Source organism: Pseudomonas sp. 25 R 14, assembly GCF_900004755.1.
In the GTDB taxonomy this organism is placed as follows: Bacteria; Pseudomonadota; Gammaproteobacteria; order Pseudomonadales; family Pseudomonadaceae; genus Aquipseudomonas; species Aquipseudomonas brenneri.
In genome coordinates, this window is record NZ_CVTS01000020.1 from 131812 (window position 1) to 156925 (window position 25114).

Annotated in this window: 25 protein-coding genes; 12 read left to right on the forward strand and 13 right to left on the reverse strand. The window is 60.6% G+C overall.

Annotated features, from left to right (window positions below):
* Position 1: 1 nt before the first annotated feature.
* The 7 genes from atpA to glmS all read left to right on the forward strand — a co-directional run bounded on the left by atpA (position 2) and on the right by glmS (position 8653).
* Complete coding sequence (atpA, locus tag BFQ03_RS03515) at positions 2-1546, forward strand: F0F1 ATP synthase subunit alpha (protein ID WP_029290137.1); 1545 nt, start codon at positions 2-4, stop codon at positions 1544-1546.
* Positions 1547-1596: 50 nt separating this feature from the next.
* Positions 1597-2457, forward strand: coding sequence for a F0F1 ATP synthase subunit gamma (atpG, locus tag BFQ03_RS03520; RefSeq protein WP_010565870.1), 861 nt, complete (start codon positions 1597-1599; stop codon positions 2455-2457).
* A gap of 27 nt (positions 2458-2484) precedes the next feature.
* Positions 2485-3861 (forward strand): F0F1 ATP synthase subunit beta, encoded by a 1377-nt coding sequence (atpD, locus tag BFQ03_RS03525; protein WP_032857187.1) that lies wholly within the window; start codon positions 2485-2487, stop codon positions 3859-3861.
* 45 nt (positions 3862-3906) lie between these two features.
* Positions 3907-4323 (forward strand): F0F1 ATP synthase subunit epsilon, encoded by a 417-nt coding sequence (locus BFQ03_RS03530; protein ID WP_032857189.1) that lies wholly within the window; start codon positions 3907-3909, stop codon positions 4321-4323.
* A 123-nt stretch (positions 4324-4446) separates the two neighbouring features.
* On the forward strand, positions 4447-5814 hold the full coding sequence (glmU, locus tag BFQ03_RS03535; RefSeq protein WP_032857191.1) for a bifunctional UDP-N-acetylglucosamine diphosphorylase/glucosamine-1-phosphate N-acetyltransferase GlmU: 1368 nt from the start codon (positions 4447-4449) through the stop codon (positions 5812-5814).
* A 228-nt stretch (positions 5815-6042) separates the two neighbouring features.
* The gene (locus BFQ03_RS03540) at positions 6043-6810 is read left to right on the forward strand and encodes a DeoR/GlpR family DNA-binding transcription regulator (RefSeq protein WP_032857193.1); all 768 of its coding nucleotides are present in this window, start codon (positions 6043-6045) and stop codon (positions 6808-6810) included.
* A gap of 10 nt (positions 6811-6820) precedes the next feature.
* Positions 6821-8653: a glutamine--fructose-6-phosphate transaminase (isomerizing) gene (glmS, locus tag BFQ03_RS03545; protein WP_065942479.1), complete on the forward strand. Its 1833-nt coding sequence runs from the start codon at positions 6821-6823 to the stop codon at positions 8651-8653.
* A 152-nt stretch (positions 8654-8805) separates the two neighbouring features.
* On the opposite strand, the gene BFQ03_RS03550 is transcribed toward glmS, so the two are convergent.
* The 7 genes from BFQ03_RS03550 to BFQ03_RS03580 form a co-directional block, all read right to left on the reverse strand.
* Positions 8806-9774, reverse strand: a complete 969-nt coding sequence (locus BFQ03_RS03550) for a bifunctional GNAT family N-acetyltransferase/nucleoside diphosphate kinase regulator (protein ID WP_175403875.1) — start codon at positions 9772-9774, stop codon at positions 8806-8808.
* 154 nt (positions 9775-9928) lie between these two features.
* Complete coding sequence (locus BFQ03_RS03555) at positions 9929-10861, reverse strand: phosphatidate cytidylyltransferase (protein ID WP_032856645.1); 933 nt, start codon at positions 10859-10861, stop codon at positions 9929-9931.
* 1 nt (position 10862) lies between these two features.
* Positions 10863-11483 carry a lysophospholipid acyltransferase family protein gene (locus BFQ03_RS03560; protein WP_032856646.1) on the reverse strand — a complete coding sequence of 207 codons (621 nt, stop codon included), beginning with the start codon at positions 11481-11483 and terminating at the stop codon, positions 10863-10865.
* Positions 11484-11492: 9 nt separating this feature from the next.
* Positions 11493-11936: a hypothetical protein gene (locus BFQ03_RS03565; RefSeq protein WP_032856647.1), complete on the reverse strand. Its 444-nt coding sequence runs from the start codon at positions 11934-11936 to the stop codon at positions 11493-11495.
* The gene (locus BFQ03_RS03570) at positions 11926-13224 is read right to left on the reverse strand and encodes a phosphatase PAP2/dual specificity phosphatase family protein (RefSeq protein WP_065942480.1); all 1299 of its coding nucleotides are present in this window, start codon (positions 13222-13224) and stop codon (positions 11926-11928) included. Before BFQ03_RS03570 ends, BFQ03_RS03565 begins: the two co-directional genes overlap by 11 nt.
* A 2-nt stretch (positions 13225-13226) precedes the next feature.
* Positions 13227-14981 (reverse strand): bifunctional alpha/beta hydrolase/class I SAM-dependent methyltransferase, encoded by a 1755-nt coding sequence (locus BFQ03_RS03575; protein WP_032856649.1) that lies wholly within the window; start codon positions 14979-14981, stop codon positions 13227-13229.
* 10 nt (positions 14982-14991) lie between these two features.
* On the reverse strand, positions 14992-15615 hold the full coding sequence (locus BFQ03_RS03580) for a CDP-alcohol phosphatidyltransferase family protein (RefSeq protein WP_065942481.1): 624 nt from the start codon (positions 15613-15615) through the stop codon (positions 14992-14994).
* A 216-nt stretch (positions 15616-15831) separates the two neighbouring features.
* On the opposite strand from BFQ03_RS03580, the gene BFQ03_RS03585 reads away from it, so the two are divergent.
* From BFQ03_RS03585 to cfaB, 4 genes are all read left to right on the forward strand, one after another.
* On the forward strand, positions 15832-16086 hold the full coding sequence (locus BFQ03_RS03585) for a BufA2 family periplasmic bufferin-type metallophore (RefSeq protein ID WP_032856651.1): 255 nt from the start codon (positions 15832-15834) through the stop codon (positions 16084-16086).
* A 62-nt stretch (positions 16087-16148) separates the two neighbouring features.
* Positions 16149-16994: an MNIO family bufferin maturase gene (locus tag BFQ03_RS03590; protein ID WP_032856652.1), complete on the forward strand. Its 846-nt coding sequence runs from the start codon at positions 16149-16151 to the stop codon at positions 16992-16994.
* On the forward strand, positions 16985-17767 hold the full coding sequence (locus BFQ03_RS03595) for an HvfC/BufC N-terminal domain-containing protein (RefSeq protein WP_065942482.1): 783 nt from the start codon (positions 16985-16987) through the stop codon (positions 17765-17767). The genes BFQ03_RS03590 and BFQ03_RS03595 overlap by 10 nt, the downstream gene beginning before the upstream one ends.
* Before the next feature lie 86 nt (positions 17768-17853).
* Entirely contained in the window at positions 17854-19038 is a 1185-nt protein-coding gene (gene cfaB, locus BFQ03_RS03600; protein WP_032856654.1) for a C17 cyclopropane fatty acid synthase CfaB, read from the forward strand.
* A 133-nt stretch (positions 19039-19171) separates the two neighbouring features.
* Here cfaB and cls read toward each other — a convergent pair whose 3' ends face one another.
* Complete coding sequence (gene cls / locus BFQ03_RS03605; RefSeq protein ID WP_032856655.1) at positions 19172-20611, reverse strand: cardiolipin synthase; 1440 nt, start codon at positions 20609-20611, stop codon at positions 19172-19174.
* Positions 20612-20741: 130 nt separating this feature from the next.
* On the opposite strand from cls, the gene BFQ03_RS03610 reads away from it, so the two are divergent.
* Positions 20742-21263, forward strand: coding sequence for a DUF3617 domain-containing protein (locus BFQ03_RS03610; protein ID WP_065942483.1), 522 nt, complete (start codon positions 20742-20744; stop codon positions 21261-21263).
* A gap of 46 nt (positions 21264-21309) precedes the next feature.
* Here BFQ03_RS03610 and BFQ03_RS03615 read toward each other — a convergent pair whose 3' ends face one another.
* From BFQ03_RS03615 to BFQ03_RS03635, 5 genes are all read right to left on the reverse strand, one after another.
* The gene (locus BFQ03_RS03615) at positions 21310-22647 is read right to left on the reverse strand and encodes a dihydroorotase (RefSeq protein WP_065942484.1); all 1338 of its coding nucleotides are present in this window, start codon (positions 22645-22647) and stop codon (positions 21310-21312) included.
* A 2-nt stretch (positions 22648-22649) separates the two neighbouring features.
* On the reverse strand, positions 22650-23210 hold the full coding sequence (locus BFQ03_RS03620; RefSeq protein ID WP_032856659.1) for a gamma carbonic anhydrase family protein: 561 nt from the start codon (positions 23208-23210) through the stop codon (positions 22650-22652).
* The gene (gene hisI / locus BFQ03_RS03625) at positions 23207-23632 is read right to left on the reverse strand and encodes a phosphoribosyl-AMP cyclohydrolase (protein WP_032856660.1); all 426 of its coding nucleotides are present in this window, start codon (positions 23630-23632) and stop codon (positions 23207-23209) included. Before hisI ends, BFQ03_RS03620 begins: the two co-directional genes overlap by 4 nt.
* Entirely contained in the window at positions 23629-24507 is an 879-nt protein-coding gene (locus BFQ03_RS03630; protein ID WP_065942485.1) for a metal ABC transporter substrate-binding protein, read from the reverse strand. The genes hisI and BFQ03_RS03630 overlap by 4 nt, the downstream gene beginning before the upstream one ends.
* Before the next feature lie 11 nt (positions 24508-24518).
* On the reverse strand, positions 24519-25114 hold a 596-nt coding region (locus tag BFQ03_RS03635), incomplete at its 5' end, for a metal ABC transporter permease (RefSeq protein WP_065942486.1).

The following is a 25114-nucleotide window of genomic DNA, read 5'->3' on the forward strand; positions in this document are numbered from 1 at the left end:
AATGCAGCAACTCAATCCTTCCGAAATAAGTGAAATTATCAAGGGCCGCATCGACAAGCTCGATGTGACCTCCCAAGCCCGTAACGAAGGCACTGTCGTCAGCGTATCTGACGGCATCGTGCGGATTCACGGTCTGGCCGACGTAATGTACGGCGAGATGATCGAGTTTCCGGGCGGCGTCTACGGTATGGCCCTCAACCTGGAGCAAGACTCCGTAGGTGCCGTTGTATTGGGCGCGTACACCAGTCTGGCTGAAGGCATGAGCGCCAAGTGCACAGGCCGCATCCTCGAAGTTCCGGTTGGTAAGGAACTGCTGGGTCGCGTTGTCGACGCACTGGGTAACCCTGTTGACGGTAAAGGTCCACTGGGCAACACCGAGACCGACGCGGTCGAGAAAGTTGCTCCAGGCGTGATCTGGCGTAAGTCGGTAGACCAGCCTGTACAGACTGGCTACAAGGCTGTCGATGCCATGATCCCTGTCGGCCGTGGCCAGCGTGAGCTGATCATCGGTGACCGTCAGATCGGCAAGACCGCTCTGGCGATCGACGCGATCATCAACCAGAAAGACAGCGGCATTTTCTGCGTCTACGTAGCGATCGGTCAGAAACAATCGACCATCGCCAACGTGGTTCGCAAGCTGGAAGAAAACGGCGCCCTGGCCAACACGATCATCGTGGCTGCCAGTGCTTCGGAATCTCCTGCGCTGCAATTCCTGGCACCGTACTCCGGTTGCACCATGGGTGAATTCTTCCGCGACCGCGGTGAAGACGCGCTGATCGTTTATGACGATCTGTCCAAGCAAGCAGTGGCTTACCGCCAGATTTCCCTGCTGCTGCGCCGTCCACCAGGCCGTGAAGCCTACCCAGGCGACGTGTTCTATCTCCACTCCCGTCTGCTGGAGCGCGCATCCCGCGTATCCGAAGAGTACGTAGAGAAGTTCACCAACGGCGCAGTGACCGGCAAAACCGGTTCCCTGACCGCACTGCCGATCATCGAAACCCAGGCTGGCGACGTTTCCGCGTTCGTTCCGACCAACGTGATTTCCATCACCGACGGTCAGATCTTCCTGGAATCGGCCATGTTCAACTCCGGGATCCGTCCTGCTGTGAACGCCGGTGTTTCGGTATCCCGTGTGGGTGGTGCCGCTCAGACCAAGATCATCAAGAAGCTCTCCGGTGGTATCCGTACCGCTCTGGCTCAGTACCGTGAACTGGCGGCATTCGCCCAGTTCGCTTCTGACCTGGACGAAGCGACCCGTAAGCAACTTGAGCATGGTCAGCGCGTTACCGAGCTGATGAAGCAGAAGCAATACGCGCCAATGTCGATCGCTGACATGTCGCTGTCGCTGTATGCCGCTGAGCGTGGGTTCCTGACTGACGTCGAAATCGCCAAGGTCGGCAGCTTTGAACAAGCGCTGATTGCTTACTTCAACCGAGATCATGCCGATTTGATGGCCAAGATCAACGTGAAGGGTGACTTCAATGACGAAATCGACGCTGGCCTGAAGGCCGGTATCGAGAAGTTCAAGGCCACCCAAACCTGGTAAGCCGCAGCGGGAGCCGCAAGGCTCCCGCTTGCTAACCTGATAGGTGTTACATGGCAGGCGCAAAAGAGATTCGCAGTAAGATTGCGAGCATCAAAAGCACGCAAAAAATTACCAGCGCCATGGAGAAAGTGGCGGTCAGCAAAATGCGCAAGGCACAAATGCGCATGGCTGCTAGCCGTCCTTATGCGGAGCGTATCCGCCAGGTAATTGGGCATCTGGCCAACGCCAACCCGGAATACCGCCACCCGTTCATGATCGACCGCGAAGTCAAGCGTGTGGGTTATGTGGTAGTGAGCAGTGACCGTGGTTTGTGCGGTGGTCTGAATACCAACCTGTTCAAGGCCCTGGTCAAGGACATGGCGGTAAACCGCGAAAACGGCGTCGAGATCGATCTGTGTGTTGTTGGTAGCAAGGGTGCGGCCTTTTTCCGCAACTTCGGCGGTAACGTCGTTGCAGCTATCAGCCACCTGGGTGAAGAGCCGTCGATCAATGACTTGATCGGCAGTGTGAAGGTGATGCTGGATGCGTACCTGGAAGGCCGGATTGACCGCCTGTCCGTGGTATCCAACAAGTTCATCAACACCATGACCCAGCAGCCAACCGTGGAGCAATTGATTCCACTGGTGGCGACCCCGGATCAGGAACTCAAGCACCACTGGGACTACCTCTACGAACCAGACGCCAAAGAGCTGCTTGACGGCTTGATGGTGCGCTACGTGGAGTCGCAGGTGTACCAGGCGGTGGTCGAGAACAACGCAGCTGAACAAGCGGCGCGGATGATCGCGATGAAAAACGCTACCGACAACGCCGGTGATCTGATCAGCGATTTGCAGCTGATCTACAACAAGGCGCGTCAGGCTGCGATCACCCAAGAGATCTCGGAAATCGTCGGCGGCGCTGCCGCGGTTTAACGGTTCAAATATTCAGAGGATCCAGCTATGAGTAGCGGACGTATCGTTCAAATCATCGGCGCCGTTATCGACGTGGAATTCCCACGCGACAGCGTACCGAGCATCTACAACGCGCTGAAAGTACAAGGCGCGGAAACTACCCTGGAAGTTCAGCAGCAGCTGGGCGACGGCGTAGTTCGTACCATTGCGATGGGTTCCACCGAAGGCTTGAAGCGCGGTCTGGACGTTGTCGACACTGGCGCTGCCATCTCCGTACCGGTCGGTAAAGCGACCCTGGGCCGGATCATGGACGTACTGGGCAACCCGATTGACGAAGCTGGCCCGATCGCCACCGAAGAGCGCTGGGGCATTCACCGTCCAGCACCTTCGTTCGCCGAGCAAGCGGGCGGTAACGACCTGCTGGAAACCGGCATCAAGGTTATCGACCTGGTTTGCCCGTTCGCCAAGGGCGGTAAAGTCGGTCTGTTCGGTGGTGCCGGTGTAGGCAAGACCGTAAACATGATGGAACTGATCCGTAACATCGCCATCGAGCACAGCGGTTATTCCGTGTTCGCCGGTGTGGGTGAGCGTACTCGTGAGGGTAACGACTTCTACCACGAGATGAAGGATTCCAACGTTCTGGACAAAGTGGCACTGGTCTACGGTCAGATGAACGAGCCGCCGGGTAACCGTCTGCGCGTAGCACTGACTGGCCTGACCATGGCCGAGAAGTTCCGTGACGAAGGTAACGACGTTCTGCTGTTCGTCGACAACATCTACCGTTACACCCTGGCCGGTACTGAAGTATCCGCACTGCTGGGCCGTATGCCTTCGGCAGTAGGTTACCAGCCGACCCTGGCTGAAGAGATGGGCGTTCTGCAAGAACGTATCACTTCGACCAAGGAAGGTTCGATCACTTCGATCCAAGCGGTATACGTACCTGCGGATGACTTGACCGACCCATCGCCTGCGACCACCTTCGCCCACTTGGACGCCACCGTCGTACTGTCCCGTGACATCGCTTCCCTGGGTATCTACCCAGCGGTCGATCCACTCGACTCGACTTCGCGCCAGCTGGACCCGAACGTGATCGGCCAGGAGCACTACGACACCGCTCGCGGCGTTCAGTACGTGCTGCAGCGTTACAAAGAACTGAAGGACATCATTGCGATCCTGGGTATGGACGAGCTGTCGGAAGCCGACAAGCAGTTGGTAAACCGTGCTCGTAAGATCCAGCGTTTCTTGTCGCAGCCGTTCTTCGTGGCTGAAGTCTTCACCGGTGCCTCGGGTAAATACGTTTCCCTGAAAGACACCATTGCTGGCTTCAAAGGCATCCTCAACGGTGACTACGACCACCTGCCAGAACAAGCGTTCTACATGGTCGGCGGCATCGAAGAAGCGATCGAGAAAGCCAAGAAACTGTAATCCCAGCGCCCGGCAACGGGCGCTAATTTAGGTTGAGGCAATCAGATGGCTATGACAGTCCATTGCGATATCGTCAGTGCGGAAGGGGAAATCTTCTCCGGTCTGGTCGAGTTTGTAACAGCGCACGGCGTTCTGGGTGATCTTGGTATCGCCATGGGGCACGCGCCGCTGATTACCAGCTTGAAGCCAGGTCCGATCACGCTGACCAAGCAAGGCGGGGAACGTGAGGTGTTTTACATCTCCAGTGGTTTCCTTGAGGTTCAGCCGAACATGGTCAAGGTGCTTGCCGACACTGTGCAACGTGCTGGCGACCTGGATGAAGCCTCCGCTCAGGAAGCCGTCAAGGCTGCCGAGAAGGCCCTGCACGAAAAAGGCGCAGACTTCGACTACAGCGCTGCTGCAGTACGTCTGGCCGAGGCCGCAGCTCAGCTGCGTACTCTCCAGCAGATCCGCAAGAAGTAAGCGGCCTCGCCGTCATGCTTCATGTGTGATTGATTAAAAAGGGTAGCCTCGGCTACCCTTTTTCTTTTTTAGCAAAACACTTCTTTGGTCTGAAGCCGGACCGCCCAGGATTGGTAGCCATTCATGTCTCTTGAAATCGTCATTCTCGCCGCAGGCCAGGGCACTCGCATGCGTTCAGCCCTGCCCAAGGTGCTGCACCCGGTTGCTGGCAACTCCATGCTCGGCCATGTTATCCACAGCGCCCGGCAACTGGCGCCACAGCGTATCCACGTGGTGATTGGCCACGGTGCCGATGCGGTGCGTGAACGTCTGGCCGCCGACGACTTGAATTTCGTATTGCAGGACAAGCAACTGGGTACCGGTCATGCCACGGCGCAAGCCGTACCGTTCATCAAGGCTGACACCGTGCTGATCCTCTACGGTGATGTGCCGCTGATCGAAGTAGAAACCCTGCAGCGCCTGCTCAAACACGTGGTGCCTGGCCAGATGGGGCTGCTGACCGTCGAACTGGACGACCCGACCGGTTACGGCCGTATCGTGCGCAATGCCGACGGCAAGGTCACAGCCATCGTCGAGCACAAGGACGCCACTGAGGCCCAACGGGCAATTACCGAAGGCAACACCGGAATTCTCGCGGTGCCGGCGACTCATTTGGCGGACTGGATGAGTCGTCTGTCGAACAACAACGTCCAGGGTGAGTACTACCTCACCGACGTGATTGAAATGGCCGTCAATGATGGCCTGGTGGTCGCCACCGAGCAGCCCCACGACCCGATGGAAGTGCAGGGCGCCAACGATCGCAAGCAACTGGCGGAACTGGAGCGTCACTACCAACTACGTGAAGGCCGCCGCTTGATGGCTCAGGGCGTGACGCTGCGCGATCCGGCGCGTTTCGACGTACGCGGTGAGGTTACCGTGGGCCGCGACGTGCTGATCGATATCAACGTGATCCTCGAAGGCCGCGTGGTGATTGAAGATGACGTGGTCATCGGCCCGAACTGCGTGATCAAGGACAGCACCCTGCGCAAAGGCGTGGTGATCAAGGCTAACAGCCATATCGACGGTGCAGTGATGGGCGAGGGCAGCGATGCCGGGCCGTTCGCGCGGTTGCGTCCGGGTAGCGTGCTGGGAGCCAAGGCCCATGTGGGTAACTTTGTCGAACTGAAAAACGCCCACCTGGGCGAGGGCGCCAAGGCGGGTCACCTGACTTACCTGGGCGACGCCGTTATCGGTGCGCGCACCAACATCGGCGCAGGGACCATCACCTGCAACTACGATGGCGCCAACAAGCACCAGACCGTGCTGGGTGAAGATGTATTCATCGGCTCCAATAACTCGCTGGTTGCCCCTGTGAAGGTGGGTGATGGTGCCAGCACGGCCGCAGGCTCCACCATTAATCAGGATGTGGATAACTTGCAACTAGGTGTGGCCCGCGCCCGCCAGCGCAACATCGACGGCTGGAAACGCCCGGTCAAAATCAAAAAGACCTGAGTTATCCACAACCTCATTAGCAACGCCATTCCATTGTGGGAGCGGGCTTGCTCGCGAAGACGGAGTGCCAGTCACTGAACGTGTATCTGATGCACCGCCTTCGCGAGCAAGCCCGCTCCCACATTGGATCTATGTTGTTTTCAAAAAAGTGCATCCGCCGCTTGACGATTTCCCGCCAGTAGGTTTTGATTGCCTTCGTTATCTTTCGAAACGAAACTTATCATCACCATGTCGAAACGAAATACACCTCAACGACGCCACAACATCCTGGCTTTGCTCACCGAGCAGGGTGAAGTGAGCGTGGACGAATTGGCCAAGCGTTTCGAAACCTCCGAAGTGACCATCCGCAAGGACCTCGCCGCGCTGGAAAGCAACGGCCTGTTGCTGCGTCGCTACGGTGGTGCCATCACCATGCCCCAGGAACTGGTCGGCGATCCTGCCCAACCGATTTCTGTGCACAAGCGCGCCATCGCGCGGGCGGCGGTCAAACGCCTGCGTGAACATGCACGGATCATCATCGACAGCGGCAGCACCACCGCCGCGATGATTCCGGAACTGGGCCATCAGCCCGGCCTGGTGGTGATGACCAACTCCCTGCATGTGGCCAGTGCCCTGAGTGAGTTGGAACATGAGCCTGTGCTGTTGATGACTGGCGGTACCTGGGACCCGCACTCGGACTCGTTCCAGGGCCAGGTCGCTGAACAAGTGCTGCGCTCCTACGACTTCGACCAACTGTTCATCGGCGCCGACGGCATCGATCTGCAGCGCGGCACCACCACCTTCAATGAATTGCTGGGTTTGAGCCGCGTGATGGCCGAAGTTGCCCGCGAAGTGGTGGTGATGGTCGAGTCCGACAAGATTGGCCGCAAGATCCCCAACCTGGAACTGCCCTGGAGCAGCGTCCATACCCTTATTACCGATGATCGCCTGCCGCTTGAGGCCCGCGACCAGATTCAAGCCCGCGGCATTACGCTGATTTGCGCGGCAGTCATCTAGGAGAGAAACCATGTGTGGAATTGTAGGCGCAGTCGCTGAACGAAACGTTACCGCCATTTTGCTCGAAGGCCTCAAGCGCCTGGAATACCGTGGCTACGACAGTGCCGGTGTCGCGGTCTTCAGTAATGCTGGCAAGCTGGAGCGCATGCGCCGCCCAGGCAAGGTCAGCGAACTGGAGCAGGCCCTGGCCGGTGAGCCCCTGGCAGGCCGCCTGGGCATCGCCCATACCCGTTGGGCGACCCACGGTGCGCCGTGCGAACGCAATGCGCACCCGCACTTCTCCGGTGATATTGCGGTGGTGCACAACGGCATCATCGAGAACCACGAAGTGCTGCGCGAACAGCTCAAGGGCCTGGGCTACGTCTTTACCTCGGACACCGACACCGAAGTCATCGCCCACCTGCTCAACCACAAGCTCAAGGACCACAGCGACCTGACCACCGCCCTCAAGGCCACGGTCAAGGAACTGCATGGCGCCTACGGCCTGGCCGTGATCAGCGCCAGCCAACCGGACCGTGTGGTTGCCGCCCGCAGTGGCAGCCCATTGGTGATCGGCCTGGGCCTGGGAGAGAACTTCCTGGCGTCCGATCAACTGGCCCTGCGCCAGGTCACCGACCGCTTCATGTACCTGGAAGAAGGCGATATCGCCGACATCCGCCGTGAAAGCGTGGCGATCTGGGACGTCAACGGCAATTCTGTCGAGCGCGAAGCCGTGCAGTACCGCGACGGCGCTGAAGCCGCCGACAAGGGTGAGTTCCGCCACTTCATGCTCAAGGAAATCCACGAGCAACCCTCCGTGGTGCAGCGCACCCTGGAAGGTCGCCTGAGCCAGAACCAGGTGCTGGTCAACGCCTTCGGCCCACAAGCCGCCGAGTTGTTCGCCAAAGTGCGCAATGTGCAGATCGTCGCCTGTGGCACCAGCTACCACGCCGGCATGGTCGCGCGTTACTGGCTGGAAGAGCTGGCCGGCATCCCGTGCCAGGTCGAAGTCGCCAGCGAGTTCCGCTACCGCAAGGTGGTGGTGCAGCCTGACACCCTGTTCGTGACCATCTCCCAGTCCGGCGAGACCGCCGACACGTTGGCCGCCCTGCGTAATGCCAAGGAGCTGGGCTACCTGGCGAGCCTGGCGATCTGCAACGTCAGCATCAGCTCCCTGGTGCGTGAGTCCGACCTGACCCTGCTGACCCAGGCCGGCCGCGAAATCGGCGTAGCCTCCACCAAGGCCTTCACCACCCAACTGGTGGGCCTGCTGCTGCTGACCCTGTCCCTGGGCCAGGTGCGCGGCACATTGGGCGCAGGCGTCGAAGCCACCCTGGTGGAAGAACTGCGCCGCCTGCCGACTCGCCTGGGCGAAGCCCTGGCTATGGATAGCACTGTAGAGAAAGTCGCGGAGCTGTTTGCCGACAAGAACCACACCCTGTTCCTTGGCCGTGGCGCACAGTACCCCGTGGCGATGGAAGGCTCCCTGAAACTCAAGGAAATCTCCTATATCCACGCCGAAGCCTACCCGGCCGGTGAACTCAAGCACGGCCCATTGGCCCTGGTGGACGACGACATGCCGGTGGTCACCGTTGCGCCGAACAATGAACTGCTGGAGAAGCTCAAGTCCAACCTGCAGGAAGTACGCGCCCGTGGCGGCCAATTGATCGTATTCGCCGATGAAAAGGCCGGCATGACCAATGGTGAAGGCACCCACGTCATCAACATGCCGCACATCCACGACACCCTGTCACCGATCCTCTACACCATCCCGCTGCAATTGCTGTCGTACTACGTGGCCGTGCTCAAGGGCACCGACGTTGACCAGCCGCGTAACCTGGCCAAGTCGGTGACGGTTGAGTAACGTCTATCGGGAATGAGAAAGGGTGGTTTTAGAGAATTAAAACTGCCGCTGGTGTATTAAATCTGACGCAGGTAGCTGACCGTTCTGATCAGCGCCTGCTACAGACGCGCCACCGTCCTCAATGGCTGCACGAAGTAGCCTTGGCCAGATCCCTATAGGTGGAAGTCGCCCGCAGCTTCCGGTTGGTAAAGCACTTTCCTGATCTCAATCCGGCGGGTCCGATCAGAAATTCGCCAGTCGATGGCGTCCCCCTCCTGATAGCCCAGGATGGCGGCGCCGATGTCGGAATACACGGAATGCTTCCCTGCGTTGCTGTCCGCGTCTTCGGGGTAAACCAGGGCCACTTCGATCTCTTCGTCGTCCAGTTGCAGCAAGGCCCTGGAGTTCATCGTGACGACATTGCGCGCCACCTGCTGCGGCTTGACGACAATGGCTCGCTCAAGCTCGTGTTCGAGTTCAACAACGGCCGGGCCTTGTTCGAGCACGATTAGACTTTCGAGCCTGGCCTTGTCGATTTCAGTGATGTAGATCCTAGTGGAGTCGCCAACGCCACCTTCGCGCAAGAACTGGAGATAGCGCCCCACCGTCATGGAAAACGACTTCAATGTCGGTGTTTCGCTCTCAAGCACAAAGCCGCTGCGCAGAAAGGCTTTCAGCGAGCGCGCGTTGTCCGGGTGGATCTTGGCGATGAGCTTCTTGGCCCGCATGTCGAGGAAGGCCAGTTTCATGCCTTCGCGGATCGTACGGGCGCCAAGGTTCTTGCCCCATTTGTCGCTGTCTCCGATGACCAGGACGATCTCGCAATCTGAGCCGGTCTTGATGAGACGGACAAAGCCCACCGGCGCGTCATGCCGGTCATAGGCCATGAAGAATCGCCCGCCCCGGTTGAATAGATGGGTCAGGATCGGCAATTGAGTCCGATCGATGGCGTGCTCGATGGAGCGGGAGACATGACGCGAATCGCTCAGATAGCAGGTGACGCGCTCATCCTCCAACCAGTCCATCAGCGTCAGTGCATGCGCCCGAGTAATTTCGGGGCACAGCGAAATGAAAGGCTTGTTCATCTTCAGCACACTTATTTGTAGTCGAAAAGGGCGGAAGCCCTCCATGGTTATGGCCATGACGGTTCTTTCGGCAACCGGCTATGTTAAGACATAACGCGAGTAATGCCGAATAGCCTGGAGACTCGGCCAAACAGGTGGCGCCTGACATCACGTTTTCGCGCGCAAGCCCGCTCTCACATTTGAGCGTCGCGAGCCTTCGGATAGGTGTGACTCAGGTCCACCAATACCGCACCAGATGAAAGAAAATCGGCGCCGCGAAACACACCGAATCCAGCCGATCGAGCATCCCGCCGTGCCCTTCGATCATATGCCCCCAGTCCTTCACGCCCCGATCGCGCTTGATCGCCGACATCACAATCCCGCCGGCAAAGCCCAGCAGGTTGATCAACAGTGCTATCAGGAAGGACTGCCAGGGGTTGAACGGTGTGATCCACCACAGCGCCGCGCCGATCAGGGATGACAGCAGGATCCCGCCGACAAAGCCTTCGACGGTTTTCGACGGTGACAGGTTGGGGGCGATCTTGCGTTTGCCGAACAGTTTGCCGCACACGTACTGCAACACGTCCGAGAGCTGCACTACGATCACCAGGTAGGCGATCAGCAAGAGGTTGCGGCCCTCGTAGCCGACGATGTCGAGGGTCAGCAGGGCGGGGACGAAGGATACGCAGAACACCGCGATCATCAGGCCCCACTGCACTTTCGACGCCCGCTCCAGGAAGTGCGTGCTGTCGCCGCCCAGCGAGGCCAGGATGGGCAGCAGCAGGAATACGTAGACCGGGATAAAGATCGAAAACAGGCCGTACCAGTCAAAGTAGATCAGCAGGTATTGCAGCGGCAGCGCCAGGTAGAACGCGGCGACCAGCGCCGGGTAGTCGCTGCGGCGGGTGGGGGTGAGGGTGAGGAATTCGCGCAGGGCGTAGAACGACACGGCGTAGAACAGCAGGATCACCGTGCCGGTGCCGAGCCAGAAGGCGATGCCGATCACCACCACCATCACCCACCAGGCGTTGATGCGGGCGTTGAGGTTGTCGATCACCGCGTTAGGCGTGCCACGGGTGCGTAGCTTGAGGATCAGGCCGATCAGCGAGGCGAGCACCAGGATCATGCCGATACCGCCGAACAACATCAGGGTTTGGCTATCCATGTCAGGAATGCTCCGGGGCGAGGGCGAGCAGGGCGTCGCGGCTGCGGGCGAGGAATAGGGCCTTGTCTTCACCGTCTGCCAATTGCAGGGGGGCGCCGAAGCTGGTGGTGCATAGCAATGGCAGTGGCAGCACGCGACCCTTGGGCATTACGCGGTTGAGGTTGGCGATCCACACCGGGATCAGTTGCGCCTGTGGATAACTCTTTGCCAGGTGATACAGGCCACTTTTGAACGGCAACAGGCCATCCTCCAGGTTACGCGTACCCTCGGGGAAGATGATCAGCGAGTCGCCCTGTTCCAGGGCTTCGAGCATTGGCTGCAAAGGGTTATCCACAGGGTCTTTGCGTTCGCGGTCAATCAGCACGCCGTTGAAGACGCGGTTGATGATGTAACGGCGCAGCGCGCTTTTGTTCCAGTAGTCCGTGCCGGCCACCGGGCGTGTGGCTTTGCGCAGGTTTGGCGGCAAGGATGCCCAGAGCAGCACAAAGTCGCCGTGGCTGCTGTGGTTGGCAAAATAGATGCGCTGCACCGGTTCTGGCGCACAACCCAGCCACAGGCTGCGAGCGCCGGTCACTGTGCGGGCCATGGAGGTAATCAGGGTCGCGACCACGGGTTCGAACATGAGGATTCCTTATCCGGAGAAGGGCAGCCACGGGCTGGCCAGGATGACGGCCAATGTCAGTAAGACTTGCGCGCCCAGCAGGTAAGCCTGTTTGCGCAGCAATTTGAGGGCGCCGCGCTGGCGCTCGGCCCAGGGTCGGCTGGCGCGGTTGGCCGGTTGCAGGCCCAGGCTTTGCAGGCTCTGGTCCAGTTCGCCGGTGCGCTCTATGTCCTTGGCCAGCAGCGCAAACAGATCGGCATCGAACGCCACCCGCAGTGCCCAATACTTTTGCAGCAGCCCAAGGATAATCATCCACAGGCTGAGCAGCAGGCAGATCGGCGCGATACTGACCATCAACAGTTGCGCCAGGCCAAACAGCACCCCGAGCAAGGTCAGGCCTGTGGATAACTGATCCAGCGAGCGGCCGCGGCGCAGCAGGCTGGCGACCACCTGGAGTTGCATATCAGCGGGCATGCGGCAGTTCTCCCAAGGCTTGGCGGTGATTGGCATGCAGGACCACATCCGGTCGTGCTGTACGAATAATAGCCAGTGCCTCATCCACCGTGTTGGCACGCCCGCTGTGCAGCAGCCATGCAGCCACGGCGCAGGCACTGCGCGAATAACCGAGGGCGCAGCACACCAGCAACGGCCCGTGTTCGCGCAAGCGCTCAATGGCTTGGGCCGCTTCCAGGCACTGTGCAGGTGTAGGTACGGTCAGGTCGAGGATGGGCAGGGCATGGTAAGCGCGGCCTTGTGGATAAACCGGCAGTTCGGCACACAGGTCGACCACGGCATTGAATGAATTTAACTGTGCTGCTGTCGGAATCCGCCCTAGCCAGACGTTATCCACAACCTGGTCGGGCTGTGGATGTTTGCGCGTCCAGAGCCGTGAGTTGAGCCACGCCGCCGCGAGATAAGGCGCATACAGCCAGCGTGCTGCCGGGCTGAGGCGCCCATCCGCGCGTTTCTGAAAACCTGCGGCGCCCAGCAGCCAATAGTTGAGCGCCACCAATAACACCGCCACGGCCGGCCAGAGCAGCCACAACCCTGCGCCCCCCAACGTAAAGGCCGCTATCGCCAGCAACAGGGCGCCCACGGCGTAACGCAAGCCCAGGCGCCAGTGTTTCGGGTCCTGGGTCAGCCGTGCATGCAACAGCGGGCTTGGATGATCCACCGGCCATAGCCACACACACAGCCAGCCGGCCAGGACGCCTGTGGGTAAGTCGATAAAGTGATGCTGGTAAGTGGTCAGCACCGAAATGCCGATCAGGGCGAACCAGCCATGCACCAGCCAGCGCCACAGGCCCTGGGTATGGCGCTGGTACATGACCCACAGGATTACCAGCAAGGCGATATGCAGCGAAGGCGCCTGGTTGAACGGTTTGTCGAACCCCGCCAGCACCGCGAACAGCCAACCGAACACGCCGTCCATTTCCGGTCGTTCGAAGGTGAAGCGCAACGGCCAGAGCAGGAAGCAGCTCACGGCAATCACCTGGGCACTGAGCAGGCGCAGGGCATGTTGCTTGAGTTCATGGCGGCTGTTGGGCAGCAATAGGGAGAAACCGTAGAGCAGGTCGATCGACCAGTAGGGCACGATGGTCCAGGCCCAGAACGGCATATGGGTTTCCCAGCCGAACACCAGGGTGCCGACGTCGCTGCGCTGGCTGGTGACCCAGGTGGCGAAGCCGTAGGTGCTGAAAAACAGCGGTGCCAACAGCAGCAGCCACAGCAACGCTGGTTTGAAAAGTCCCGGTTCGCGCATGCTCAGATCTTCTGCGCCAGTGACACGCTGAAGATGCCCCACTCATCCACGCGTTGGGTGATCTTGCGAAAGCCCGCCGCCTCCACCAATTGATCCATTTCCGCCTGGCTGCGACGCCGCATCACCCAGGCCTGGCCCTGGCGATGGCTGGTGAGGGCGCGGGCGATCAGTTCCAGCTGCGGGTGCCATGGTTGGCCGGTGTACACCAGGTACCCGCCGGGCTCTACGGCTTCGGCCAGGCCGGCCAGGGAGCCGCCGACCATGGCGTTATCGGCAAACAGTTCATACAACCCGGACACCACGGCCAACGTTGGCTTGGGCGCCAGCGCTGCCAGGTCGGCCCGGTCAAACGCATCGCCTTTGACGAACTGCGCAATATCCCCCAGGCCTTTCTCGCGGATCAGCGCGCCGCCGTCGCGTACGTTGATATCGCTGTAGTCGCGCAACAGGATCGATTCCGGCAGTGGAGAAACGCCCTGCAAGGCTTCCAGAATGTACCGACCATGCCCGGCGGCGATGTCGACGATACGCACTTCACGAGCGTCGTCCCGCAGTTTGGCCATGGCCAGGCGCAGCAACTCTTCGACATGCAGTTTGCGCTGGCGAATCCCACGCCAGCCGATGGAGTTCAGGTAGTTGGTGTCGATCATCCGCCCCAGCGCACCTTTGCCGGTGGGCTTGTTGCGGTAGACATAGTCCAGGGTGCTGCCGGAATCGAAACCGGTGTCAAAGCCCAGTTTCACGCCCTCGGACAACTGGCGACCCAGGCCCATGCTGGCGCGGGTCATGCGCCAGTACAGGTCACGCAGTGAGTTGCGTGGCAGCGGCGCGGCGAGGGATTCGGATTCGGCGCAGGTCGCGCCGATCTTGTCGGCATCCAGCAGGCTGGCGCGGTCCAGCGGGTGTGCGAAGTTTTGCAGGATAAAACGCCTGGCGCTGGCCAGTGCCACGGCGCGGTCACGTTCGCCGAGGGTGTCGTGGAAAAAGCCGGGGAGGATGTGCAGTTCTTTTTTCAGGCTGCCAAGGCGTTCGAAGAATTGCTGCTGGGGTTTGCGATGCACCACAAAGTCCGAGCCGGAGATCAGCAGTTGGGTCGGCACCTGGATGGCCTGGGCGTCGGCGACCACGCGGTCGGCCGCTTCGTACAGGCCCAGCAGCACGTTCACCGAGATCGCCTTGGTGATCAGCGGGTCGCTGTCATAGGACGCCACGCGTTCGGGGTCATGGCTAAGAAATTTGGCCTTGACGTAGCTGTTGACGAAAAAGTTGCCGCGAAAGCGCCGCATCAGCGCCAGGCCTGGCCGGGCGAAGGGCACGTAGAGCTTGACCTTGAACGCCGGGGAGGCAAGCACCAGGGCGCGGATGTTCGGCGCGTAGTCGTGGACCCAGGTGGCGGCGATCACCGCGCCGACGCTTTGGGCGATGACGGCGAGGTTGGCGGGCTCAATGCCATAGGTTGTGCCGATATGGTCGCAGAAGGTCTGCACGTCCCGCGCGCTGGTGGCAAAGCTTGGGCTATCGCCACGCTCGCCGGGGGATTGGCCGTGGCCGCGGGCGTCCCAGGCGAAGAAATCGAAGTGCGGCAGGTCCAGCTCATCCACTAGGTGCGCAATGCGCCCGGAATGCTCGTGGCCACGATGGAACAGCAGGATCGCCTGGCGCGGCTCGCTGCCTGCCTCTGTGGTCGCGGGCCAGTGCCGATAGAAAAGTTCTACGCCGTCATGGGTGCTGAAGGTGTGTTGCTGCTGTTCGCGCATCGCAAGATCCTTATGCCGTCGGGGAGATGTCTTGTGGTTCTTTGAGGCCCTGGCGCACACGGTTGACCAGGGTGTAGGCGAGCAACGCAGCCATCAGCCACATCACCCCGTCGACCCAGCCGGCGCCGAGCCAGCCCAGGGCCACGCCGGTGGCGAGTACGCCGAGGACAAACGCACGGTCACTCTTGCCCATGGGCCCGTCATAGCGCCGCGATGCGCCGACCATGGGCCCGAGCACGCCAGCGTATTCGCTGAACACCGCCAGCAGTGTCACCAGCAACACCGGTGCCAGGCTGACCCCGGGAATCAAGGCAAATGGCAGGATCAGCGCGCTGTCGGCGATCACGTCGCACAGTTCATTGAGGTAGGCGCCCAGGAGCGACTGCTGGCCGAACTCCCGGGCGAGCATGCCGTCGATGGCATTGAGGGCCATGCGCAGGATCATCCACAGCGGGATCAACGCGAACAGCCAGGTGTACTGGGCGAAACCGGCGATCAGCAGGCCCACCAGCAACGACACGATCCCGGCCAGCACCGTGATCTGGTTGGCGGTGGTGCCGTTGTCATACAGGCGCTGTACCAGAGGGCGCAGCAGGTTTTGAAAACGCGGTTTGAGCTGATAGATCGAAATCATGAGAGTGACGCTTCCTTGTCCGTGATCCCGCGAAAAAGCTGCTGCGAGTGTGACGACAAATCGCGGCGGGCACTAGTGATGGCTCCTACAAGGATTCAGGAAACCACGAAAATTTTCACAGCGTTGTAACGTCCATCCGGCACCTCACTCTAGTGCTATGTCGGGACGGAACAAACCGTTCAGCCGACCCCCTACAGACCCATGAGGAATACAACAATGAACTTCAAGAATGCCGTTTCCGGTGCTGCCCTGGCCATTGCTGCCGCCACGATGTTTGCCGGTGTCGCGACCCAGGTCCAGGCCGCTGATGAAGCGAATGTGCATTGCTACGGCGTGACCTCCTGCAAAGGCATGAACGATTGCAAGACCGCTGAGAACGCCTGCAAGGGCCAGGCTGTCTGCAAGGGCCATGGTTTCAAGTCTATGACCAAGGCAGCCTGCGATGCGGCTGGTGGCAAAGTCGGCGAATAACCGCGAATACGTGATCCCGCAGCGGTGTGCACGCCGCTGTGGACACTTTCCAGGAGTTCGTCATGTCGGTATCGGTTCCTTGCCTGGGCTACGGCCTGGGTTTACGCAGCGCTTACTATCAGGAGATTATCGAGCAGTCGCCCGATGTGGACTGGTTTGAAATCGTCTCCGAGAATTATCTGGTCCAGGGCGGTAAAGCCCTGTACTACCTGGACGCCATCGCCGAGCGCTATCCGCTGGTGATGCATGGCGTGTCCCTGTCCATCGGCGGGCCCCATGCCCTCGATATGGACTACCTCAAGCAACTCAAGCAATTGGCTGACCGGGTCAAGCCGGCCTGGGTGTCCGATCACCTGTGCTGGAGCCGTGGCAACGCCCATCAACTGCATGATTTGCTGCCACTGCCCTACACCGGGGAAAGCCTGCGCCACGTCGCCGACCGTGTACGGCAGGTACAAGACGTGTTGCAGCGGCCATTGGTGCTGGAAAATGTCTCCAGCTATGTGCGATCCAAGGACGATGAATTCACCGAGTGGGAATTCCTCAGCGCCTTGACCCACCTCAGCGGTTGCGAGCTGCTGTTGGACGTCAACAACGTATATGTCAGCTCGCGCAATCACGGTTTCGACGCCTGGACCTTTATCCGTAACCTGCCGCCGCAGCGCATCCGCCAACTGCACCTGGCCGGGCATATGGATTACGGTGACTACGTGGTCGATACCCATGACCATCCCGTGTGTGACCCGGTGTGGCAGCTGTATCAACAGACCCTGGAACACCTGGGGCCGGTGGCGACATTGCTGGAGCGTGATGACCATTTCCCGCCATTCGCCGAGCTGCTCGACGAACTGGGCAAGGCCCGTGAGTTGGGGGCTGGCGCCTTGGCCAGGAGGTCGTTATGCGCCTGATCGAGTGGCAACTGGCGTTCGAACGACATCTCTTGGCAGACAGTGACAACAGTGGCTTTGGCAGCACGTTGATCGGTGGCCCGACCCTGGATGTCGACACTGGGCTGGCGATCTACCACAACGCCTACCGGGCTCGCCTGCTGGAAGTGATGCAAGGGGATTTTCCAGGGCTGTGGCATTGGCTGGGGGATGACGAGTTTGCTGGGCTGGTGGCGGCCTATGTGCATCGTTACCCCTCGACGCACTTCAGCTTGCGCTGGTTGGGGCAGCGGTTTGAAGGCTTTATTGGCGAGCATCTGGTCGCCGAACAAAGCGCCCCCCTGGCAGAACTGGCCCGCCTGGAATGGGCCTTTACCCTGGCGTTTGATGCGCCAGCGGGCCAACCCCTGACCCTGCAGGATATGGCGCAACTGGCCCCCGAGGCCTGGCCGTTGCTGCAGGTCGAGTGGGCCCCAGCAGTGCAGCAGGTGGTGTGCCGCTTCAACAGCCTGCAGATCTGGCGCGCGGTCAAGGCGCAGGCTGAGTTTCCCGGTAGCCAGCCATTGCCGCTGGCCGAGGTGTGCCTGATCTGGCGTGACCAACAGGTGTGCCGCTACCGCAGCCTGGAGCCCGCCGAGGCGTACGCCCTGGCCGGGATGGCCGAGCGGGGTTGGACGTTTTCAGAACTGTGCGCCGAATTGGCAGTCACTTATCAAGAGGGCGCGCCGCTGCAAGCTGTCACGTGGTTGAAACAGTGGGTTCAGGACGGTTTGCTGCAACGTCGGGCACCATAGAATGGGGCTATTGAATCGATAGCCTGCTACTTTTTTATGGATGGTCTACCCTCATTTCAGACGTCTGAAACAAGGGGGGACTACTCATGCTCGCGCAACTTCCACCGGCCTTACAGAATCTTCAGCTACCGCTGCGTCTGCGACTCTGGGATGGCCATGAATTCAACCTGGGCCCGGAGCCCAGCGTCACGATTGTGGTCAAGGACCCGGTGATGGTGACGCAACTGAGCCATCCCACGCTCGATTCCCTGGGCGCTGCCTTCGTTGAGGGCAAACTGGAGCTGGAAGGCTCCATCAGCGATGTGATCCGGGTGTGTGACGAATTGAGCCACGCGCTGGTCGAGGAAGATGAGCACGCCGGACCGGTGCGTTCGATCCACGACAAGGCTACGGACGCCGCCGCGATTTCCTACCATTACGACCTGTCGAACGAGTTCTACCAGCTCTGGCTGGACCGCGACATGGCCTATTCCTGCGGTTACTTCGAGACCGGCAGCGAATCCCTGGACCAGGCCCAGCAAGACAAATTCCGCCACCTGTGCCGCAAGTTGCGTCTGCAGCCTGGGGAATATCTGCTGGATGTCGGTTGCGGCTGGGGCGGGCTGGCGCGTTATGCGGCGCGGGAGTTTGGGGTCAAGGTGTTCGGCATCACCCTGAGCAAGGAACAACTGGCACTGGCCAGGGAGCGGGTGCTCGCCGAGGGTCTGGAAGACCAGGTGGAGTTGGCGTTGCTCGACTATCGCGACCTGCCCCAGGACGGGCGGTTCGACAAAGTGGTCAGCGTCGGCATGTTTGAACACGTTGGGCACGCGAACCTGGCGCAGTACTGCCAGACCCTGTTCGGCGCCGTGCGCGAAGGTGGCCTGGTGCTCAACCATGGCATCACTGCCAAACATACCGACGGCCGCCCGGTGGGGCGTGGCGCCGGCGAGTTTATCGAGCGCTACGTGTTCCCCAATGGCGAGTTGCCGCACCTGGTGATGATCAGCGCCCAAATCAGTGAAGTGGGTCTGGAAGTGGTCGACGTGGAAAGCCTGCGCCTGCATTACGCACGCACCCTGGACCACTGGAGCGAGCGCCTGGAAGACAACTTGGAAGCCGCTGCGAAGATGGTGCCGGAGCAGGCACTGCGCATCTGGCGCTTGTATCTGGCGGGTTGCGCCTATGCGTTTGCCAGGGGCTGGATCAACCTGCACCAGATCCTGGCAGTCAAACCCCATGCCGATGGCAGCCATGAGTTGCCGTGGACGCGGGAAGACCTTTACCGCTGAGGTCTTTGGGTACGCTGCAATACTAAATGTGGGAGCGGGCTTGCTCGCGATAGCGGTGTAACAGTCGGTAATTATTGTGACTGGCACTCCGCTTTCGCGAGCAAGCCCGCTCCCACATTGGTTCTGCGTTGGTCTATAGGATCGGGGAAATCAGCCGCGCCACCCGCATGCCCAATTGTTGCAGGCGGCGGGTCTGCAGGCTTTCTTCCTGGCTGATTTCATGGGCCTGGGCAAAGTCGTCCAGCAGCATGTGTTCCACTTCGCTGGCGAAGGCTTTGTCGACCGTCAGCAACATCACTTCGAAATTGAGGCGGAATGAACGGTTGTCCAGATTCGCACTGCCGATAGCGCTGATTTCGCGGTCTACCAGCACCACTTTCTGATGCAAGAAACCGGGTTTGTAGCGGAATACCCGGACCCCGGCGCGTACTGCTTCAATCGCGTACAGGCTGGACGCCGCATAGACAATCCGATGGTCGGGGCGTGATGGCAACAGCAAGCGCACATCCACACCACGCAATACCGCCAGGCGCAGTGCGGCGAATACCGCTTCATCGGGGATGAAATACGGGCTGGTGAGCCACACCCGCTCGGTGGCCGCGTGAATGGCTTCGACGAAAAACAGCGAGCAGGTTTCATACGGGTCCGCCGGGCCGCTTGCCAGCAGTTGGCAGAGCACGCCGTCATCGGCATAGGTGTCGGGCAGGATCAGTGGCGGCAGTTCGCGTGCAGCCCAGAACCAGTCTTCGGCAAACGACTCCTGCAAGCACGCCACCACCGGGCCGCTGACTTGCACGTGGGTGTCGCGCCAGGGCGCGAGCGGCGGTTTTTTACCCATGTATTCGTCGCCGACGTTATGCCCGCCGACAAATCCGCTAAGACCATCCACCACGACAATCTTGCGGTGGTTGCGGAAATTCACCTGAAAACGATTGAGCCAGCCGCTGCGGGTGGCAAACGCCTTGATCTGTACCCCGGCGTCGCGCAGCGATTGCACATAGCGGTGGGGCAGGGAGTGGCTGCCGATGCGGTCATACAGCACGTAGATGGCCACGCCCTCGGCGGCCTTGGCCTTGAGCAGGGCGTGCAGTTGGCGCCCGAGTTCATCGTCATGAATGATGAAGAACTGCACCAGCACAGCCGTCCTGGCCGCGCGGATGGCCTCGAAGATGGCGCTGAAGGTCGCGTCGCCATTGACCAGCAAACGCACCTGGTTATTGGCCAGGCACGGCATGCGTCCCAGCTTGGGCATGGCGCGCAGGGAGGCGTAGGCGTGGGAGTTGCGCGCGGCCAGGGCCTCTTCGACCCAGGGGCGCCAGTTCAGTTCGGTGATTGCCTTGTGCATCTCCTGGTTGGCCTGGCGCCGGGCCTGGATATAGGCATCGAAGCTACTGCGGCCAAAGATCAGGTAGGGAATCAGTGTCAGGTAAGGCATGAACATCAGCGACAGCGCCCAGGCGATCGAGCCTTGGGCGGTGCGTACGGTCAGCACCGCGTGCAGGGCGGCGAGGGAGCCGAGAAAATGCAGGGTTGCGATGAAGTAGCCAAGCAGGTGCGGGCCGAAGAAATCCATGGACAACATTACTCCTGACAATCCAATGCGTAACAGACCATGTTCGGCGGCGATTGTCGCTATTTTATTGAGCATGCAACGCCGACCACTTTACGACGTCTAACACCGACAATTACCCAGGAGTTACCCGATGAATGCTCGTCTGCTTGGTTTGGCCATGGTTGTTGGTTTGACGCTGCCGGTGGCAGCGCAGGCGCAGATGTTGGCGCCGGGCTTGTGGGAATTGACCACCAGCAATATGAAGGTCGATAACCAGAACCTGCCTGACTTGTCGTTGATCCTCGGTCAACTGAAGCAACAGATGACCCCGGAACAGCGCGCCATGCTGGAAAAACAAGGCATTACCATGGCCGGCAAGGGCGTGCAGGTGTGCCTGACCCCCGCGCAAGTAGCCTCCGATTCGATCCCGCTGACCGACCCGCAATCGGGTTGCAAGCAAGAGGTGACAGACAAGACCGGCAACCAGTGGAAGTTCCGCTTCAGTTGCCCGAAAGCCCAGGGCAGTGGCGTGGCGACGTTCCAGAGTCAGAAGGCGTTCACCACCTCGGTCAACGGCACTTTCAACGCCACCGGTATCCAGCAGAACGGCAGCCTCGACACTCAAGCCCAGTGGTTGGGCAGCGACTGCGGTACGGTAAAACCTCGCGCCTGAAGCATCCCCCTGTAGGCGCCGGCAAACCGTCTCCTACACATTTGGGTCAGCGTAAAAAGTGCAGGGGCAGCCCCTGGCAACTGTCGATCACCTGACCGTCATGCCAGGCCAGGTGCCCCGATACCACCGTGGTGCTGACACTGTGGCGAAAGCTACGCTCGGCAAACGGCGTCCACCCACAACGCGCCAGGATCGGCTGGCTGCTTACCGGTTTGCCGTGGGGCTCGGGCTTGATCAGTACCAGATCGGCCCAATAGCCTTCACGCAGGTAACCCCGGTCGGGTATGGCGAAGAGGTCGGCGACGCGATGGCTGGTCTTGGCCACCAACGTGGTCAGCGGCAGCAGGCCGTCAGCCACCAACTCCAATAATGCCGGCAGTGCATGTTGCACCAGGGGCAACCCCGCGGGTGCCTCGCGGTACGGCCGCTGTTTTTGTTCCCAGGTGTGAGGCGCATGGTCGGTGCCGATCACATCCAACCGGTTGCTGAGCAAGGCCAGGCGCAGGGCATTGCGGTCGGCACGGGTCTTGATCGCCGGGTTGCATTTGATCTGATGGCCCAGGCGCGCGTAGTCACGATCATCGAACAGCAAGTGATGCACACAGACTTCAGCGGTGATGAGTTTTTCTGCCAGCGGCTTGTCTTCGAACAGTGCCAGTTCCCGGGCGCTGGTCAGGTGCAGCACATGCAAACGCGTACCGTGGCGACGGGCCAGGTCCACCGCCAGGGACGAGGATTGGTAGCAGGCTTCGGCATCACGGATCAGCGGGTGCGCGACGGCAGGAATGGCTTCGCCGAAGCGGTTGCGCAAACGTTGCTCGTTGGCCTGGATGCTCGGCGTATGTTCGCAGTGCGCGAGCAAAATCGTCGGCACCTCGGAAAATAGCCGCTCCAGAATCTGCGGATCATCCACCAGCATATTGCCGGTGGAGGCCCCCATAAACACTTTGACTCCGGCAACCTTGCGCGGATCAAGGGCGGCCACGGTATCGAGGTTGTCGTTGCTGACCCCAAAGTGAAAGCCATAGTTGGCCACCGAGTGCAGGGCGGCGCGGCGTTTTTTGTCGGCCAGTGCTTCGAGGGTCAAGGTCGCCGGCTGGGTGTTGGGCATGTCCATGAAACTGGTGATCCCGCCGGCGACAGCTGCACGGGACTCGCTGTAGATACTGCCTTTGTCCGGCGCGCCAGGCTCACGAAAATGCACCTGGTCGTCAATCATGCCTGGCAGCAACCACTGACCCTGGGCGTCGATCTCGACAGCGGCGTTTTGCCCTTCGATGCTGCTGGCGATTTTTTTGATACGACCGTTGGTGACCAGCACGTCGGCGTCCAATTCCTGGCCTTCATTCACCAGGCGGGCGTTGCGGATCAGCAGGCTGCTCATAGTCAGAACTCGTTTTGCAGGGCTTTGTAGCCGCGTACCAGATCAACGTTTGTACGGGCCACGTCTTCGGAAAACTCCGAGGCACTGACACTCACTGGCGGGAACTGCGACAGGTCGGTGTTGGGCCCGATACGGGTGGTGGAGGGCACATAGAACGCGGCGGGCAAGTCGCGACCATCGACCACCGAGTTGTGCCGCACCACACAGCCATCACCGACCACACAGTTGAACAGCACGCTGTTGAAACCGATAAACACCCGATCGCCGACGATGCAGGGGCCGTGGACAATCGAGCGGTGAGCAATGGAGGTGAATTCGCCGATGGTTACCGCCGCGCCGGATTTGGAGTGGATCACCACGCCGTCCTGGATATTGGAGTTGGCGCCGATAGTGATCGGATCCATGGCGCCGTCGGCGTTGACTTCGTCGGCGCGAATCACCGCATAGGGGCCGACAAATACATTTTCGCCGATGACCACTTTGCCGCAGATGATCGCGGTTTTATCGACGTAGGCTGACTCGGCAATGACCGGCAGATCGCCGGAGGGGTTCTTGCGGATCATGCAGCAGGTTCCTTGAGGGGCGCGGTGAGGATGTGTACCTGGTGGTCTTCAATGGCGTTGTAAAAGCAGGTCGGGCGCCCGGTGTGGCACGCCGGGCCTTGTTGGTCGACGATCAGCAGGACGGCATCGCCGTCGCAGTCCAGGCGTGCTTCGATCAACTGTTGCCTGTGGCCTGAGCTTTCACCCTTGCGCCACAAGCGCTGACGCGAGCGTGACCAGTAGCAGACCTGGCCGCTGGCGAGGGTTTCGTCGAGGGCCTGGCGGTTCATCCAGGCCAGCATCAATACCTCGCCGCTGCGGTGTTGCTGGGCGATGGCGGCAATCAGGCCGTCGCTGTTCCACGGCAAGGCATCCAGTACCTGGGCCAGGGGAAAGCGGCTGCCCACGGCGGCGGCTTCCAGTTCAAGCATCGACAGTGTCATGGCGTGCCCAAGGCGTCGGACAAGGTGTTGAGGTTGTATTCAAACAGGCCGATAAAGGTACTGGCCGGGCCTTTGGCAGCCAGGGCATCGGAGTACAACGTGCCGCCGATATGCGCGCCGCTTTCCTCGGCAATCTGCTTGAGCAGGCGTGCGTCCTTGATGTTCTCGATGAAGACCGCCTTGACGTGGGCCTGGCGGATCTGGGTGATCAGCGCGGCGACTTCGGCGGCCGATGGCTCGCGCTCGGTGGACAAACCTTGGGGCGCCATGAAGTCGATACCGTAGGCCTGGCCCAGGTAGCCGAAGGCGTCATGGGAAGTGACGATGCGTCGATTGCTCGCAGGCAGCGCGGCAAACTTGGCCTTGGCTTCGGCCAGCAGGCGGTAGATCTTTTGCAGGTACGCCTGGCTGTTGCGTTGGTAGTCGGCCTTGTTGGCCGGGTCGGCAGTGATCAATGCCTGGGTGATATTGCTGATGTAGATTTCGGCGTTGGCCAGGTTATGCCAAGCGTGGGGGTCGGGGATCTTTTCACCGTCTTCGTCCAGCGTTCGCGCGATCACGCCTTTGCTGGCGGTGACCACCGTGGCCGGGGTCTCGGTGCTGGCAACCAGGCGATCGAGCCACGGCTCGAAACCCAGGCCATTTTTGATGATGACGCGGGCCTTGAGCAGCGCCTTGGCATCGTCGGGTGATGGCTCATAGGTGTGTGCATCGGCATCGGGGCCGACCATGTTGCTGAGCTGGATATGTTCGCCGCCGACCTGCTGGGTCATGTCGGCGAGAATGCTGAAGCTGGTGACCACCTGGAGCTTATCCTGGGCGGTCGCGAACGACAGCGGTAGCAGGACGCTGAACAGTACGAGTAGAGCGCGCATCGGAAAACACCTCATTGGGATGTAAGCAAGGGCGGGCGGCGCAGCAAGCCATGTACCGGCCCGAACACCACGGATAGCAGGTACAAGCCGCCAGCCACCAGCACAATCGCCGGGCCGCTGGGCAGCGAGTAATAGAACGACAGCAACAAGCCAAGCCACACCGACACGCATCCGAGCAGCGCCGATATCGCGATCAATACCGGCAGCCGCCGGCTCCAGAAGCGTGACGCCGCGGCGGGCAACATCATCAGGCCGACCACCATCAAGGCGCCGATGGCCTGGAAACCGATCACCAGGTTCAACACCACCAGGGTCAGGAACACACCATGGGCCAACGGCCCGAGGCGACTGACGGTTTGCAGGAACAGGGGGTCGAGGGTGTCCAGCACCAGCAGTTTGTAGATCAGTGCCATGGCGATCAGGCTGAAGCCGGACACCCACAGCATGCCGGTCAAGGTCGGGCCGTCTACCGCCAGCGCCGAGCCGAACAGCAGGTGCAGCAGGTCCAGGCGCTTGCCGGCCAGACCAAGGATCAGCACGCCGGCGGCCAGGGAAATCGGGTAGATCGCAGCCAGGCTGGCATCTTCGCGCAGGCCGGTGCGGCGGG

Excerpts from the sequence above, each read along its gene's own strand:
- BFQ03_RS03595 (WP_065942482.1), top strand. The coding sequence starts at position 16,985 with ATGCGCCTGATCGAGTGGCAACTGGCGTTCGAACGACATCTCTTGGCA.
- cls (WP_032856655.1), bottom strand. The coding sequence starts at position 20,611 with ATGGATTTCTTCGGCCCGCACCTGCTTGGCTACTTCATCGCAACCCTG.
- BFQ03_RS03555 (WP_032856645.1), bottom strand. The coding sequence starts at position 10,861 with ATGGATAGCCAAACCCTGATGTTGTTCGGCGGTATCGGCATGATCCTG.
- BFQ03_RS03630 (WP_065942485.1), bottom strand. The coding sequence starts at position 24,507 with ATGCGCGCTCTACTCGTACTGTTCAGCGTCCTGCTACCGCTGTCGTTC.
- cfaB (WP_032856654.1), top strand. The coding sequence starts at position 17,854 with ATGCTCGCGCAACTTCCACCGGCCTTACAGAATCTTCAGCTACCGCTG.
- BFQ03_RS03590 (WP_032856652.1), top strand. The coding sequence starts at position 16,149 with ATGTCGGTATCGGTTCCTTGCCTGGGCTACGGCCTGGGTTTACGCAGC.
- BFQ03_RS03580 (WP_065942481.1), bottom strand. The coding sequence starts at position 15,615 with ATGATTTCGATCTATCAGCTCAAACCGCGTTTTCAAAACCTGCTGCGC.
- hisI (WP_032856660.1), bottom strand. The coding sequence starts at position 23,632 with ATGACACTGTCGATGCTTGAACTGGAAGCCGCCGCCGTGGGCAGCCGC.
- atpD (WP_032857187.1), top strand. The coding sequence starts at position 2,485 with ATGAGTAGCGGACGTATCGTTCAAATCATCGGCGCCGTTATCGACGTG.
- glmU (WP_032857191.1), top strand. The coding sequence starts at position 4,447 with ATGTCTCTTGAAATCGTCATTCTCGCCGCAGGCCAGGGCACTCGCATG.
- BFQ03_RS03565 (WP_032856647.1), bottom strand. The coding sequence starts at position 11,936 with ATGCCCGCTGATATGCAACTCCAGGTGGTCGCCAGCCTGCTGCGCCGC.
- BFQ03_RS03550 (WP_175403875.1), bottom strand. The coding sequence starts at position 9,774 with ATGGCCATAACCATGGAGGGCTTCCGCCCTTTTCGACTACAAATAAGT.
- BFQ03_RS03540 (WP_032857193.1), top strand. The coding sequence starts at position 6,043 with ATGTCGAAACGAAATACACCTCAACGACGCCACAACATCCTGGCTTTG.
- BFQ03_RS03610 (WP_065942483.1), top strand. The coding sequence starts at position 20,742 with ATGAATGCTCGTCTGCTTGGTTTGGCCATGGTTGTTGGTTTGACGCTG.
- BFQ03_RS03570 (WP_065942480.1), bottom strand. The coding sequence starts at position 13,224 with ATGCGCGAACCGGGACTTTTCAAACCAGCGTTGCTGTGGCTGCTGCTG.
- BFQ03_RS03530 (WP_032857189.1), top strand. The coding sequence starts at position 3,907 with ATGGCTATGACAGTCCATTGCGATATCGTCAGTGCGGAAGGGGAAATC.
- BFQ03_RS03585 (WP_032856651.1), top strand. The coding sequence starts at position 15,832 with ATGAACTTCAAGAATGCCGTTTCCGGTGCTGCCCTGGCCATTGCTGCC.
- BFQ03_RS03560 (WP_032856646.1), bottom strand. The coding sequence starts at position 11,483 with ATGTTCGAACCCGTGGTCGCGACCCTGATTACCTCCATGGCCCGCACA.
- glmS (WP_065942479.1), top strand. The coding sequence starts at position 6,821 with ATGTGTGGAATTGTAGGCGCAGTCGCTGAACGAAACGTTACCGCCATT.
- atpG (WP_010565870.1), top strand. The coding sequence starts at position 1,597 with ATGGCAGGCGCAAAAGAGATTCGCAGTAAGATTGCGAGCATCAAAAGC.
- BFQ03_RS03620 (WP_032856659.1), bottom strand. The coding sequence starts at position 23,210 with ATGATCCGCAAGAACCCCTCCGGCGATCTGCCGGTCATTGCCGAGTCA.
- BFQ03_RS03615 (WP_065942484.1), bottom strand. The coding sequence starts at position 22,647 with ATGAGCAGCCTGCTGATCCGCAACGCCCGCCTGGTGAATGAAGGCCAG.
- BFQ03_RS03575 (WP_032856649.1), bottom strand. The coding sequence starts at position 14,981 with ATGCGCGAACAGCAGCAACACACCTTCAGCACCCATGACGGCGTAGAA.
- atpA (WP_029290137.1), top strand. The coding sequence starts at position 2 with ATGCAGCAACTCAATCCTTCCGAAATAAGTGAAATTATCAAGGGCCGC.